The organism is Martelella alba, assembly GCF_006516955.1.
Classification (GTDB): domain Bacteria; phylum Pseudomonadota; class Alphaproteobacteria; order Rhizobiales; family Rhizobiaceae; genus Martelella; species Martelella alba.
On record NZ_VHLG01000020.1, the window covers coordinates 1 to 12,747 of the forward strand.

The 12,747-nt window shown below is 58.4% G+C and carries 15 protein-coding genes and 1 pseudogene; all 16 read right to left on the reverse strand.

All coding sequences use genetic code 11. The features are described 5' to 3' along the window. Positions 1-153: pseudogene (locus FJU08_RS23365) on the reverse strand (BrnA antitoxin family protein); the annotation flags it as partial. Continuing rightward, positions 150-395, reverse strand: a complete 246-nt coding sequence (locus tag FJU08_RS20830) for a BrnT family toxin (protein ID WP_141151043.1) — start codon at positions 393-395, stop codon at positions 150-152. The pseudogene FJU08_RS23365 and the gene FJU08_RS20830, both read right to left, overlap by 4 nt. 105 nt (positions 396-500) lie before the next feature. Further along, positions 501-2,288, reverse strand: coding sequence for a type IV secretory system conjugative DNA transfer family protein (locus FJU08_RS20835; protein WP_141150989.1), 1,788 nt, complete (start codon positions 2,286-2,288; stop codon positions 501-503). 108 nt (positions 2,289-2,396) lie between these two features. Then, a complete protein-coding gene (locus tag FJU08_RS20840) occupies positions 2,397-2,633 on the reverse strand; it encodes a hypothetical protein (protein ID WP_141150990.1) in 237 nt (78 codons plus the stop codon). After that, a complete protein-coding gene (locus tag FJU08_RS22875; protein WP_181409967.1) occupies positions 2,603-2,758 on the reverse strand; it encodes a hypothetical protein in 156 nt (51 codons plus the stop codon). Before FJU08_RS22875 ends, FJU08_RS20840 begins: the two co-directional genes overlap by 31 nt. Continuing rightward, the gene (locus tag FJU08_RS20845; RefSeq protein WP_141150991.1) at positions 2,755-3,825 is read right to left on the reverse strand and encodes a TrbL/VirB6 family protein; all 1,071 of its coding nucleotides are present in this window, start codon (positions 3,823-3,825) and stop codon (positions 2,755-2,757) included. The genes FJU08_RS22875 and FJU08_RS20845 overlap by 4 nt, the downstream gene beginning before the upstream one ends. Continuing rightward, the gene (locus FJU08_RS20850; protein ID WP_141150992.1) at positions 3,825-4,256 is read right to left on the reverse strand and encodes a hypothetical protein; all 432 of its coding nucleotides are present in this window, start codon (positions 4,254-4,256) and stop codon (positions 3,825-3,827) included. Before FJU08_RS20850 ends, FJU08_RS20845 begins: the two co-directional genes overlap by 1 nt. Next, positions 4,253-5,230: an ATPase, T2SS/T4P/T4SS family gene (locus FJU08_RS20855; protein ID WP_141150993.1), complete on the reverse strand. Its 978-nt coding sequence runs from the start codon at positions 5,228-5,230 to the stop codon at positions 4,253-4,255. Before FJU08_RS20855 ends, FJU08_RS20850 begins: the two co-directional genes overlap by 4 nt. Beyond that, complete coding sequence (locus FJU08_RS20860; RefSeq protein ID WP_141150994.1) at positions 5,230-6,540, reverse strand: TrbI/VirB10 family protein; 1,311 nt, start codon at positions 6,538-6,540, stop codon at positions 5,230-5,232. The genes FJU08_RS20855 and FJU08_RS20860 overlap by 1 nt, the downstream gene beginning before the upstream one ends. After that, a complete protein-coding gene (locus FJU08_RS20865) occupies positions 6,537-7,256 on the reverse strand; it encodes a TrbG/VirB9 family P-type conjugative transfer protein (RefSeq protein WP_235890899.1) in 720 nt (239 codons plus the stop codon). Before FJU08_RS20865 ends, FJU08_RS20860 begins: the two co-directional genes overlap by 4 nt. Then, on the reverse strand, positions 7,253-7,921 hold the full coding sequence (locus FJU08_RS20870; RefSeq protein ID WP_141150995.1) for a VirB8 family type IV secretion system protein: 669 nt from the start codon (positions 7,919-7,921) through the stop codon (positions 7,253-7,255). Before FJU08_RS20870 ends, FJU08_RS20865 begins: the two co-directional genes overlap by 4 nt. Before the next feature lie 8 nt (positions 7,922-7,929). After that, the gene (locus FJU08_RS20875) at positions 7,930-8,733 is read right to left on the reverse strand and encodes a type IV secretion system protein (protein WP_141150996.1); all 804 of its coding nucleotides are present in this window, start codon (positions 8,731-8,733) and stop codon (positions 7,930-7,932) included. Positions 8,734-8,743: 10 nt separating this feature from the next. Further along, on the reverse strand, positions 8,744-9,889 hold the full coding sequence (locus tag FJU08_RS20880; protein WP_181409968.1) for a lytic transglycosylase domain-containing protein: 1,146 nt from the start codon (positions 9,887-9,889) through the stop codon (positions 8,744-8,746). Then, on the reverse strand, positions 9,889-10,029 hold the full coding sequence (locus FJU08_RS22880; protein ID WP_181409969.1) for a hypothetical protein: 141 nt from the start codon (positions 10,027-10,029) through the stop codon (positions 9,889-9,891). Before FJU08_RS22880 ends, FJU08_RS20880 begins: the two co-directional genes overlap by 1 nt. Next, positions 10,026-12,461, reverse strand: coding sequence for a VirB4 family type IV secretion/conjugal transfer ATPase (locus tag FJU08_RS20885; RefSeq protein WP_141150998.1), 2,436 nt, complete (start codon positions 12,459-12,461; stop codon positions 10,026-10,028). Before FJU08_RS20885 ends, FJU08_RS22880 begins: the two co-directional genes overlap by 4 nt. After that, positions 12,451-12,732: a VirB3 family type IV secretion system protein gene (locus FJU08_RS20890; protein ID WP_141150999.1), complete on the reverse strand. Its 282-nt coding sequence runs from the start codon at positions 12,730-12,732 to the stop codon at positions 12,451-12,453. The genes FJU08_RS20885 and FJU08_RS20890 overlap by 11 nt, the downstream gene beginning before the upstream one ends. Positions 12,733-12,747: the final 15 nt, after the last annotated feature.

Genomic DNA, 12,747 nt, shown 5'->3' on the forward strand with positions numbered 1-12,747 from the left:
GGCAAGATCAGGGAAGACCTCGCGGAACGGCCTTGCCATGGCAATCTGTTCGTCAGTGATTTCAGGATTATCCGGGTCCGACGCGATCATGCGCTGGATCTCAGCTTCTTCCTTGTCAGTCAGAGGCTGCTTCGAGGAAAATTTAGTCATCACAGGATCCTTTCCTTTCGACTGGCCGGGCGCATCGAAATAATCGAAAGCGCTTCCGAACCGAGAGGTCTGAACACGACGGCGATGACCATTTCGCCCTTGAACTCCCCGATCGCCAGCCAGCGGCCAAGTTTGGCCGGTGCAACTTTCGAACGATCGAAGAACTCGATATCGAGCTCGGAAAAGTCGAGCCCATGCTTTTCGATATTGGTCAGACGCTTGGCTTCATCATAGATGATCTGTATTGAATAAATGTATCACATTAAGTCTCTCGGTCAACCATAGATGTGATACAATAAATCTTGTCAAACTTTGACCTGTTTGCATCCTTGGAGGCAGGCCTGATGCCCTTAGTCTTCAAACTGGGCTGTCGCTGCGGCTTTTGCCTTCGCCAGCCTGTCTTCCTGCGCGTCATGGGCGGATTGAGTGGAAGCGGCAACATCCATCACGACATAATCTGCTTCCGTGATGGTGTGTGGCGGCAGCGGCAGGGGGGCGGTGAAGTCCTGGCTCTCGAACAGCGGCTTGTATTTGCTGTCCTCGTAATAGACGATCCGCTTGGCCCGGATCGGCATGTCGGCATCGACAACGATAATGATCTCATCAAGCGGCATGCGGCGGGCTTCGTCCTTTGTCAGGAGCGGGTGTTCTTCTGTGCGCTCCGAAACACTGGTGCCGAACATGCCATCCTTTTGCGATCGGGATTTGCTGACGACGCGCTTGGTCGTTGTTCCCACGGAGGCGGACATTTCCGCGATCGTGTCTTCTTCGCTCGGCGTCAGATAGAGCTTGATACCTGTTCCCGCCTGGATGGTCTTGCGGCCGTTCTCGCCATAATGCCTTTCCAGTTCTGGAATCGATTGGGTGACAATCGCCAGATTGACGCCGTAGCTGCGTAAAAGCGAGATACTGTCAACGATCTTCGGCATTTTGCCGAGGCGCTGAAACTCATCGAGCAGGATCAGAACCGGAAAGGGTTCGTCCTTGCCCGGCTCGTGGTGCTGCATGGTGGCAACCAGGTCGGAGAAGAACAGGCGTGCCAGCGGCGCAATCGGCTCGATATCGTCGGTCGGCACATTGAAATAGACCGTCTGCGGCTTTTTGCGGAAGGTCGCGAAATCGAAATCGGTGCTGTTGGTCACGGCGCAGGTATGCGGGTTCATCCATGTGGACATGCCGGCAGATGAGAGGACCGAGAGATAGGCCGAAAGCGTCTTCTCGGTGGTGTTCGACAGCTTCTGGAACAGAACCTTTGCTTCAGGATCTTTGACCTCATCAGCATAGGCGGCGAATTTGGCATTGTTGTTCAGCGCCCCGCCAAAGGCCAGCCGGTAGACCTGGCCGAGGGTGAGATTGTCCTGTTCATAGGCCAGAATGGCGCAGGCGATAAAGACCTCGCGGCTGTTGGGCAGGAAGCCGGCGGCGCTGCTGTCTTCGGTCTGCAGGAACAATGTGGCGATCTTTTCCAGCTCGGCCATGCGCTTGGCGCGATTGGAATAGGTCTTGATCCGGTCGAGCGGATTGTAGCGGAAGCTCGGCTGATCGAAATCGCGCGGGCAGAAGCGGTAGATCGCATGGCCCATCTTCTTGCGGAAGCGAGCGGTCATTTCGAAGTTCTCGCCCTTCACATCGAGGACAACGGCGCTGCCGAGATAGGTCAGAAGGTTCGGAATGACGAAACCGACATTCTTGCCGCGCCCGGTCGGTGCAACCAGCAGGCAGTGGGGGAATGCGCCCGAGGCGATGTAGCCGCCCTTTGCGGCCGGCTTTCCGGTTTTGCCGAGCGTGAAGGCGATGCAGGGATCGGCAAAGAAGTTCTTCTTTGCCAACTCGCTGCCACTCATCCAATGGGTTGAGCCGAACCGGGTGAGGCGTTCGGTGACGATGCGGGTGGCGAGCAGAAGGCCGGCGAGGAAAAAGCCCCCGATGGTCACGTTGATGATGTTCCACACACGCAGATCGACGGTGCGCAGCTGCCACCAGTGGCGGGCGATCCACAGAAGATCCGGCTCCGGCTGGCCGTACCAGTATTGAACGATGCCGGTTGCCACGACATAGCCGATGGCTGCGGCAAAGATGGCGATGATCAGGGCGCCGCCGATCTGGCGGCCCCTGATTTCGGAAAAGCGTGTGCGCATCGGCGCAACCTTTCATGACGGGAGGTTTGTTATTCGCTGCGGAGCCGGTGATGTTTCAGGCGCTTCTTTGCGGCACGGTGGCCGAGGCTGGCGGCCGTTTCAGGCCGCCTAGTTGTCATAGGCCGGGTTCCGGCGCAGCAGATAGACGATGCCGATCGGGGCGATGAACAGGGCAAAGCCCCATAGCACCGTATTCACGAGCAGCTTGCACCAGTAGAGCAGGATTGCCGGCCAGAGTGTCACGGTGTTGCCGGAAAGGATTTCCTTTGCCTTTTCCCAGACGAATTTCGAAAAGGGAAATAGCAGCGTATTGATCAGGGAAACCCCAACGAGTTGCGCGCGCATAGCGCTTCGTTGTCATAGCCGAATGCGATGACGCAGTTAATGGCGAGGAAGATCAGGCCAATCACGTAAGCGCGGACCAGATAGTGACGATCAAACGTGGCGAACAGGTATCGGATCTGGTTCATTTCGAATCCTCCCTGTTTTTGTTGTTTCGCCTTTCGGCGTTTTCTTCCTGTTTTTTCGCCAGCCGTTCGGCTCGTTCATACATTCGAAGCGCCAAGCCCTGATTTGGTGATCGTGTGTTGTTGGGTGGTGCGGCTCCATTCTCATTCTGCCTGCTTAAGCCTTGTCCGGCTCCCCCGCTAAAATTCTTTGGTATCGGGTTTTCTTTCAGAACCGACTTTCCAAGTGTTGCAAGAGCAAATGCGGCCGCGATCGGGGAAGCCGCGGCGATAACGCCGGACAGGGCGCTGACGATCGTGGGAATGAAGATCACGCTGATCAGCAGAATGATCAGGCAGGTGAGAAAGGGGATGAAGTCAGAAATGCTCTGCGAGACGGACGCATCAAGAGTTTTTGAATATCCGATCACGAGACGCAGGACTGATCCGAGCAGGACCGCGATCACGAGCGGGTAGAGCATATAATGAATGCAGCTATGCAGCCACTTATAAAAGTAGTCCTTTGTGGCCTCGAACATGCTGAGTGCGATGAAGATCGGCGCAACCCCGATAAAGATCGTGACAATGATATTCGCAAAAATGAGCACTATTGCCACAGCCGCGCACAAAAGACCCACCGAGAAGGTGACAAGTGCACCCATGACTGCCCCGGTCATCCAGCCCATTGGGGCGAGCATCTGGTTGACCTGGGTTTTGTAGGCACTGAGAAAGCTGTCCATAGCGCCTGCCAGACCGCCGTTACTGGAGACGGTATGTCCGCCGTAGTTTCCCAGCAGTGTGTTGGCGATCGAGTCGATGGTGCCTTGAACCGCCATGGCGACCTTGTTGAACTCCGACCATTGCAGGCCGATGGTGATGATGGCGATCAGCTTGATGAGATTGACAAGGATCGCGCCCGGCGACATGGGGCGATATTGCAGCAGGATGTTAACGCCCATCAGGACCACGGCGAGCGTCGCCGCCGTGGCGAATGTGGTGGACAGCTCGGATACGACCTCGCCAAAGGCAGAGGCTGCCACGTCGTTGAGCTGGTTTTGGGCGCTGTTTACAAAGCCTGAGATGACACCCATCACTTGATCCCCTGGCTGCGGCAGTAGTTCGTGAACTGATTCAACATTCTCCCCCCTTCAACGACATAACCGGGGATCCAAGGCGCATCGTCGGTGTTGAGGGGAAGGATTTTGGTCTGATATTCAGCCATAGCCGCGTCCCATGTCGGGAAACGTAATTCACAGGTGCATTTGCCAGCCTTCTTCAGATTTGCGGCAATCTGGCGAAAATGAATGGCCTCCAATATTCGCTCGCCGGGTTGTCCCTGTACCCATTTCTCTGCGATTTGCGGACGTCTATAGCCAGTGCAGCCGCCCAGCGTCGTATAGGTTTGTGCGTTTTGATCTTCATTCCTGAAGGTGAAAAATCCAGCGTCGGGCTGAGCCTGCTGAGCGGCGGCGGCGGTTGCAACGAGCGTTGCGGCGAGTGCCAGACATACGGTCCTATTCATTGGGCTCCCTCCTCTTCGATCTGGTAGATTTCGGCGATGCCCCAGCGCCCGCCGGTCTTGCCGGACTGGATGATCACGTCGATGGTGCGGCGGATATAGGCAGTAAGGTTGTCGTAACTCATGGGAATGTCGGCGTGGCTTGCGGCGATGGCGAGACGATCAAGCGCCAGGCGCGGGGTCTCGGCATGGATGGTGGTCATCGAGCCGCCATGGCCGGTATTGATGGTTTCCAGAAAAGTCATGGCCTCACGGCCGCGCACCTCACCGACAATGATGCGGTCGGGCCTGAGCCGGAGCGTTGCTTCCAGCAGCTGGTTCGTGGTGCGCGACGTGCCGTCCCTGTCGGCGATCAGCGCCACGGTGTTGGGCTGATCGGGATAAAGCTCGCGGGAATCCTCAATGGTGATGATCCGGTCACTCGCCGGGATCATCGATATGATCTTTCTGAGCGCCACGGACTTTCCGCTTTCGGTGCCACCCGAGATCAGGATGTTCATCCTGTTCTCGACGGCAAAGCGCAAGGACTCCATCAGATTGCCAGTAGAGATCAGCTGAGCAAGGGCCTGGTTCTTTTCCCTGCGCTTTTGATCCAGCGACACCGGTTTATCATACAGCCAGTCAAGGGTGATCTGATCGAGTGGCAGCGCGGCAAACAGGCGGAAAGACAGGGCCGGTTCTCCTCCCGCTGTTGCCGGCGGGAGGACTGCCTGGGCGCGCAAGGGGCGGCCGTTATACGTGACGGAGGCCGAGATCAGCAGCTTGTTGCGGCCTGTCTGGGTGTGATTGGCGCCGGCAATATGATTGGTCAGCTTCAGGCTGAGGCCCTCGTCAACCATTTCGCCGGTATCGACCATGGCGTGATCACCGCGTCTGAGCAGCCAGATCCGGCGATCCGGATTGATCGAGAGTTCAATCGTGGCCGGATCATCCAGCCATTGGGCAAAGCGGCTGAGATAGTGTTCGACGTGATCCATCAGAAGATCTCCAGATCGCGATCGACCATGATTGTGATTTCCGATCCCTGATCGATGCCGAGCGTCGGTTTGCGGTTGAGATAGGCTGAAAGCGTATTGCCGAGCGCCCCGGAAAGGCTTTGCGACATGGCGGCGGCGATATCCGAACTCTTGTCGTTGTCGCCCTTGTCTTCAATGAGAAGCGCAGGCGCGAGTGTGATCAGGCTGACAAGAGCGGCGGAGCCGAACCGTTCGGTGAAATGGGTATCGACCTTGCCGCTGGCACCGGAGCGGCCAATGGCATCCCCGCCATAGGCACCGATATTGACGGTCTGGTTGTCAGGCATGATGATCCGGTGCCAAACGATCATGACGCGGCGCTGGCCGAGTACGATATCGTCGGAATAGGCACCGACGACATGAGAGCCGCGCGGAATGAGAACGCGGCTTCCATCGAAGGAATGAACGTCTTCGGTGGTGATGGCGCGGATTGCGCCGGGCAGGTCCGTGTTGATGGCGGTCTCAAGTGCCGCCTGGATCATGGTCCCCTGCATCACGGTGTTGGCCGGATTGGCGATGACCTTCGCCTTTTCGACGGTTGCCGGCTTTGCCTGTTCGCGGGCGAAGAGTTCGTTATTGCTCATCATACGGGCAGCTGCGCTGTCGCCGGTGGCCGTTTCGCTGTTGCCGGAACGGGCATAGGCGACCATCGGGGAATTGACGCGCTGCTGATAAAGATCTTCGTCGCTATGGTCTGGCGGCGTTTCATTGAGACCGCGCAGGCGGGCGGCATCGAGATTGGCCTGCATGATCTTCAGTTGCCGGTCTCGTTCTTCGAGCGCCCTGCGGTTCTCCTTCTGTGCATCGTCAAAGGTGGCCTGCAGCTTTGTCAGCTGGGCAAGCAATTCTTCGATCTTCTCGTCATTGCCGTTGTCTTCCTGCTGTTCTGCAGCCGGCGGGGCTTCCGCTTTTGGCTGGTTGCGCAGGGCTTCGAGTTCGGCCTTGAGTGCGGCGATCTGTTCCAGCAATTCCGGATCCGGCTCAGCTGCCGGCGCTGGCTGTTGCTGTGGTCTGGCGAGTAGCCCGAAGGGGTCGCCATTGTTGGTCTGGAACTGTTCGGCGCTGCCGGTTGCAAGCGTCTTTTCCGGTTTCGGCCAGTAGACGAAGACCAGAAAACCGGCTGCGAGGCCGATCATGACGACGGCTGGAAGAAGGCGGCCCTTGAATGCTGCTTTAGGCTGGCCGCCACGGCGTTGCTTCTTTGCCGTATCGATCGCATCGGCCATGCGGGCGGCATCGGTTTCCGGGCTGGTGTCTTGCTCCTGGGTCATTTTGTTGGATCCATCATGGCGACGACGGTCTCGGTGGTTCCGGCACGCAGGACCCAATATTGGGAAATCCCGCTGACGCGGACGGTTCCGTCGGCAGTTGTCGTGGAATTGACGGTGCGCTCTGGCCCCGTCTGTGTCTTGAAGATCGCAGGCACGCGGCCGGCATCGGGAAAGCGGAAATAGGTGAAGGCCCCGTCATCCCAGACCTGAAGCGGGGTGATGTCGTTCAGGACGTTGGCGCCGTATGACGTATAGGGGGCCGTGCGTTTGACCATCTTGCTGGATGCCGCGCTGCCCGTATTCTTGCTCGAAACCCCGCCATCGAAGCGGACGGCGTAATAGGCGGCATGGCCGGTTTCCCTGATCTCGAAATAATAGGCGCGGCGATTGGTATAGACGGAGGCGTTGGTCACGGCCCCTTCCGCCACCGGCTTGATGCCAAAGGCCTGTCCACCTGCTGCCGGCTGCGGCTCCTGAAACCCTGCGGTGTCACCCATCAGGATATTGGTGATGTATTCGCCGGGACCGAACTCGATCATGGTTGTGCGCAGCCGGTTGGTGTCGATCCTGTAGACTTGGCCGTCCACATAGCGGGCGTTTCTGACGCGGCTGTCATAGCGACCGGCAGCGGGAACGGATTCCGCCATGGCCGGGCTGGTCAGGACCGGAAGGACAGTCATAAGAACTGCAAGCGGTGCGATAAGAAACCGTCTCACTGGCTGGCCTCCTTTGCCTTGAAGCGTTCGGCGACCACCCGGTAATCCTTGACCTTGAAGCCGAATGGATTGTTCCAGATATCCTGCAGGTCACGCAGCGTGGATGGCTCAAAATCATAGGCGAGCGTGACAACGAAGGTCCCCTCGCTGACGCCATCCGGGGAGGTCAGCCGTTTGGTGATGCGCGCTTGCGCCCGCTGATTAGAAATCTGCGTGATCGAGGCAATGGCAACGTCGATACGGGCGTGACTACCATAGACAGAAGGCGGATAGTTCGGATTGGCCGCGTCCCATAACCCGTTAAGCGAGGTCAGCGCTTCACCGGTCGAACGATCGATGACGCTTTTGATGCGCAGATCATTGTCGAGCTGGTTATAGGTCTCACGGTCATGCACATAGGCGTGAATCAGAGACTGAAGAACGGCCTCTTTCTCATGCATGCCGATGGTACCCACGCGAGCCTGCGGCAAAGCCACGCCCGTGGCCGGATCGAAGGGCACGAGAACGGGCGGTGGCTTGTCGATGACGAGGGCTTCGACACCGGCAAGGAGGCAACCGGCAGCGCCGAAGGTGAGGCTGACGAGGGCAATTTTGCGCCACCGCGCTTCACGATCGCGCGCGCCGAAGATCAGTTCCTCTTCAAGAAGGTCTTTTACAGATGCCATGGCGGGCCTCACTCGGTTGAAAACGTCATGTATTTGCGTTCTTCGGCAATCGCCGCTGCCGAGAGCACGCCGGCCTGGCCGTTATAGACAGCCTCGATCGACTGCAGTTCGAGCGACTTGGCGAGCTGGACGGAAAGCTCGGCCAGCATGCGGGTGTTGAGATCGATGGACTCTTTAATGTCGGTGCTGCTCTTCGACATGTTGACGATCTTTTCGACCCGCTGCAGCGACTGACCTGTTTCGGAGTAGGTCTGTTCGGCGGACGCCGCCAGAACCGCGCCAGCCGAGGCCTGGCTTGCTGCCCGCTGCGCGCCGGGGTCTGCCGACTGCGCCAGTGCCGAGACATTTTCCTGAGACAGTCCGGCGGCGGACAAGGCCTGTGTGACGCCCTTGCGCATAACAGAGCTCTTGCCATCGGCGAAGCCGGACCAATTGCCGGTCTTGCCGGCATTGATGGTACCGAGCACGTCACCAAGACTGGATTTGAGAACACCGTCGAGCCTGGGGCCGGCGTCTTCAAGTTTCAGATCATCCATTGCCATGCCGACGATATCGCGCGCGCCGGAAAACTGGCCGTAGATCTCTTTCAGTTGGGTAAGTTGCGCCTCAAGCCGCTTGATCTGTGTTTTAGCCTGTTCGAGGATACCCTTCTGAATGTCGGCGTCAGCCTCCATGACGAGCCATTGTGCATAGGTCTGGGCCAGACTTGCTTCATCGCTGGTCGGGATGCCTGATGGCAGGGACTGTGCATGGGATTGCGATGCGAGAAAGCCGGTCACGGCGAGCGAAAGAATGAAGGATGTGCGTTTCATCGGGGTCACTTCACTGATTGGAAAAAGTCATGTAGGCGCGTTCCCCGGCGCGGAGGGCGGCCTGTTGCAGGGCATCGGCACTGACCTGTTTTGTCTGGGCCGCCAGAAGGCGCAGACGCAGCACCATGATCCGTTCCATCTCGGCGCGGGCATAGGTGTTGATCACCCAGGCCTTGGCCGGATTGGTGTTGTTTTCCATCTGGATCATGATGGCTTTGACCCGGTACGCGATGGCGGCGATCTCGGCATTGAGGTTGGCGCCATAGGCCATGGCATTGTCGCTCGACATGGAAAAATTGGCTGAAGAGGCCAGCACCGGATCGATGGTGCCGGTTGCGTCAATGCCGCCGATCAGAGCGAGATATTCATTGTATTTCTTCGGAATGACCTGGACGTAGTGTTGCGTCTCTTTGAACGGCGGTACGCCATTATGCTTGCGGACATTGCCGGGACCGGCATTATAGGCGGCAAGGCCATGAACGACGTTGCCGTTGAACATAATCAGCATATTGCCGAGATAGTTGGCACCGCCGCGCACCTGCGCGTTCGGGTCCGTCCTATAGGCGGGATTGACGCCCATGTCAGAGGCCGTACCCGGCATGAGCTGGGTCAGACCATAGGCGCCGACCGGCGATGTGACATGGGCGTTAAAGCGGCTTTCCTGCCAGATCAGCGCTTGCAGCAGCGCGCGCCACTGTGCCTGTGACAGGCCGGCCGCACTGACCCCTGCATTGCCATAGGTCGCCTTGGCACCGGCAATGATCACATCTTCGACTGTCGGGGCAGCATCGCCGAAGGTCTGTGCGGCGGCTGGGTTGGTGTCGTCCGGATTATAGAGCTGGCTGACGGCCGCCTTGTCCTCGCCGGCGCCTTTTTCCAGCGTGTCTATCGTCTTTTCGGTACTCTCTGCCGGTACGCTTCCGGCATCGATCAGCCGGTCCAGTTCCTTGATGATATCGGCGTCGAGATCGAGCAACTGACCGGCGCGGGAGCGCTTCTGGTCCTGTGTCGTCAGGTCCGCGTTCAAGGCGTCGAGGATATCGCTTTCCTGGTTTACAAGGGCTCTGTCGAACACGGGTATACCGGCGGCCAGAGCATTACCGGTCCCGGTCATCAGCAGCATGGCGACAGCCGCGATTTTTCGTTTATGGCGCATCACTGCCCCCACAGTTCCGGCAGTAGCGTGAAAGTGCAGCTTGCCTTGCCGTGCCGGAAGCAGTCGGAGCTTGCCGGATTGGTCGTGGCACAGGCAGAGACGGAAAGAACAAGGATCAGAAGAGAGATCAGCCGGATCATGCAACATCCTCCTGGCTGGTGTTTGACTTGAGACGGCGGGAAAGAGCCGCGCGGCCGGCCGGGCCGCCGCCGAGGATTTTGAGGTCTTCGCCGAGGGCCGAGAGATCGACATTCAGCATCACCGAAGCTGCCTGATTGCGGACAAGGGCGAGGCGGGCATTGCCGTTTCCGTTCAGCAGGTTCGAGAGTTCCTGTTGGTTCAGATCGAGCGCCGCATAGTGTTCCGGCCTGGCATTGGCATTCGGAATGAGAATCTGGTTCGAGATCGCCTGAAGCATGGAAAGCCCTGCCCGGCTCTGTTCCAGCTGGGAGGGAAACTGTGTGACCATCAGCACCACGGCATTGAGCTTGCGCGCGGTCACTAGCCAGTTCTGAAGCTTTTCGGCGAAATAGTCGGTCGCCAGTGCCTTCCACACCTCGTCAATTATAATCACTGTTGGCCGGCGATCCTGCAACTTGCGCTCCAGGCGCTGGAACAGATAGCCGAGAATGGCTGTGCGTTCCTTGTCCTGCCCGGAATCAAGAAGTGCTGTCAGATCGAAGCCCATGACGGGCTCATCAAGCGCGAAACTGTCTGTCTTGTTATCACCGAAAACCCAGCCGAAACGGCCGCCCGTTGTCCATTCGCGCACACGGCTTTCCAGATCGCCGTCATCATCGACATGGCGGAAGGAGCCAACCAGATGTTCAAAGGTGCGCAGGTGTTCAGGCAGGCTGGCATTTTCGGCAACAGCATCATGGATGGCCTGGATCTGGACCGGCGAAAACGGGTGGTCCGGCCGGTTCAGAAGCGCTGACAGCCAGTCACCAAGCCACATCTGGCCGATGGCATCGGTCTCGGCAAAGAGCGGGTTGAGGCCGGTCGGCCTGTCTGCCGTTATCGTGGAATAGGTTCCGCCCAGCGCCTCGATCTGGACTTCCAGCCCGCGCCGGTAGTCAAAGGCAAAGACCCGCGCATTGACGCGGGCAAGCTGGGCGGCGAGAAAGGCGACCAGCAGCGACTTGCCGCCACCGGTCGGCCCGAAGACAAGCCCGTGTCCGGCTGGCGGTTCGGCATCGGGCTTTCCTTCCGGATGAAACGAGAACTGAAAGCCGCTCCGGCCTGGCGTTGGAAAGATGCTGACGGGCGTTTGCCATGGCAGGCTCGCCCCGGCAAGGCCGGCCGGGGTCCGGTGCAGCGAGGCCATGCAGGCAAAGGCGCGATTGCTGATCAGCCCGGTTCTTGCACGATAGGTGGCGTTGCCAGGCCATTGGGCAAAATAGTGGCTCTGCCCGGAAAAGGCCTCGGTCACGATTTTCGTACCGCCTTCCTGGCTGATCTGGGAAAGTTCCGCCGAGGCGTTTTCGAGGTCTGTCTCATTGTCGGCATAGACCGCGACCGTCATGTGATGGGTTCCGAACGTCTCAATCCCGCTTGCCAGCCGGTCAAGGCCGACACCAAGGGTCTCGCTTTCGGTGCGTGCGGCATCGCCAAGCCCGCTGCGCTGACGCATGGTGCGCTGGAATCGTTCGGTAACAATGTCCTCGGAGGCCGGTACGAATGAATGGGTGACGACCAGATCGGCGGGTAGATTCAGCTCATCGAACATTCCGGCATTCGCCTGTCGCGGATAGGTCTTGACCGCAAAGATCCGCCCGAGCCGGTTCGGGACCGATCCGCCTGAGATAATGACCTTCGTGCCCCGGAAGGTCGGACGATAATTGGCGACACTGCGCGACAGGACGGCGATTTCCGGGCTCGGCCAGGCTACGGTTTCTGTACCCGTGCCGATGGCTTCGAGAAAGCCGACCAGCTCGCCGCTTTCACCGGTCAGAACCCGGCCATTCATCCCGGCCGTTGCCGACAGCACAATCCGCATGAGGTCATTGAGTGTCTGGATGCGGTCGCCCCTGTCATCAGTATAATGCGACCAGCCTGTTTCGCCATTGCCGGACAGCGCCGCACGGATGCGCTCGAAGCCCTGCAGTGTCTGTTGCAGCTTTTTGGGGCGGTTCAATATGGTGATCGTCAACGTAATATCGCGCAGGTGACGGTTTTGGAGATGCCGGCGCCATGTGCGATCGATATCCTGCGCGAAGCCAGTTTGGGTGACTTCAGCGAGTTCCGGTTTGAAGGGTTTGCTGATCTTGTGGACATAGAAGCTGTGTCCGGTACCCGCATGCGCGATGATCTCGGCAATCCGGTTCTTCAGACCATCAATGTTCTCATCCGTTGCCGTGAGTGCATTCAGGCCGTCCACCCGAATGCACTGCATCAGCTCACCGCCGCGTGTCAGAACGGTTCGATCATCATCCTGAAGGGTGACGAAGGGCAGATCATCCTCGAACTGCAATTCATGTTTCATGGCACGCGGATAGATCCGTTTGCCATTGGTGGAATTGAACAGCCTCTTGAAACCCTGCGAAAATTCCTTTCGGCTTTTACGGCTCATAGGAATATCCCCCCCAGATCCTGCGATTGCGGCAGACGCCAAAGTTCCGCGTCGTGACGGAAATGACGGTAAAAAAGTGCGGATCCCACTGGGTCAGGCCGTAGAGAACGGCGTAGCCTGGGATTGCGAAGGCGAGGCTCAGAAAGCTCTCGCTCCACATGAAGGCCAGCAGGCTTGTGACCATCAGCACGGCGAAGGCACCGGTCGGCAAGCCGAACACCTTTGTCGGCCGCAGCAGGCCGGTGTAAATTGTTTCGGTTTGAAGCGTCATGGTGCCCCCTTTGTC

What these genes read in the sequence shown, in the direction of transcription:
- FJU08_RS20835 (WP_141150989.1), bottom strand. Translation starts at nt 2,288, where the DNA reads ATGCGCACACGCTTTTCCGAAATCAGGGGCCGCCAGATCGGCGGCGCC.
- FJU08_RS20840 (WP_141150990.1), bottom strand. Translation starts at nt 2,633, where the DNA reads ATGCGCGCGCAACTCGTTGGGGTTTCCCTGATCAATACGCTGCTATTT.
- FJU08_RS22875 (WP_181409967.1), bottom strand. Translation starts at nt 2,758, where the DNA reads ATGAACCAGATCCGATACCTGTTCGCCACGTTTGATCGTCACTATCTG.
- FJU08_RS20845 (WP_141150991.1), bottom strand. Translation starts at nt 3,825, where the DNA reads ATGGGTGTCATCTCAGGCTTTGTAAACAGCGCCCAAAACCAGCTCAAC.
- FJU08_RS20850 (WP_141150992.1), bottom strand. Translation starts at nt 4,256, where the DNA reads ATGAATAGGACCGTATGTCTGGCACTCGCCGCAACGCTCGTTGCAACC.
- FJU08_RS20855 (WP_141150993.1), bottom strand. Translation starts at nt 5,230, where the DNA reads ATGGATCACGTCGAACACTATCTCAGCCGCTTTGCCCAATGGCTGGAT.
- FJU08_RS20860 (WP_141150994.1), bottom strand. Translation starts at nt 6,540, where the DNA reads ATGACCCAGGAGCAAGACACCAGCCCGGAAACCGATGCCGCCCGCATG.
- FJU08_RS20870 (WP_141150995.1), bottom strand. Translation starts at nt 7,921, where the DNA reads ATGGCATCTGTAAAAGACCTTCTTGAAGAGGAACTGATCTTCGGCGCG.
- FJU08_RS20875 (WP_141150996.1), bottom strand. Translation starts at nt 8,733, where the DNA reads ATGAAACGCACATCCTTCATTCTTTCGCTCGCCGTGACCGGCTTTCTC.
- FJU08_RS20880 (WP_181409968.1), bottom strand. Translation starts at nt 9,889, where the DNA reads ATGCGCCATAAACGAAAAATCGCGGCTGTCGCCATGCTGCTGATGACC.
- FJU08_RS22880 (WP_181409969.1), bottom strand. Translation starts at nt 10,029, where the DNA reads ATGATCCGGCTGATCTCTCTTCTGATCCTTGTTCTTTCCGTCTCTGCC.
- FJU08_RS20885 (WP_141150998.1), bottom strand. Translation starts at nt 12,461, where the DNA reads ATGAGCCGTAAAAGCCGAAAGGAATTTTCGCAGGGTTTCAAGAGGCTG.
- FJU08_RS20890 (WP_141150999.1), bottom strand. Translation starts at nt 12,732, where the DNA reads ATGACGCTTCAAACCGAAACAATTTACACCGGCCTGCTGCGGCCGACA.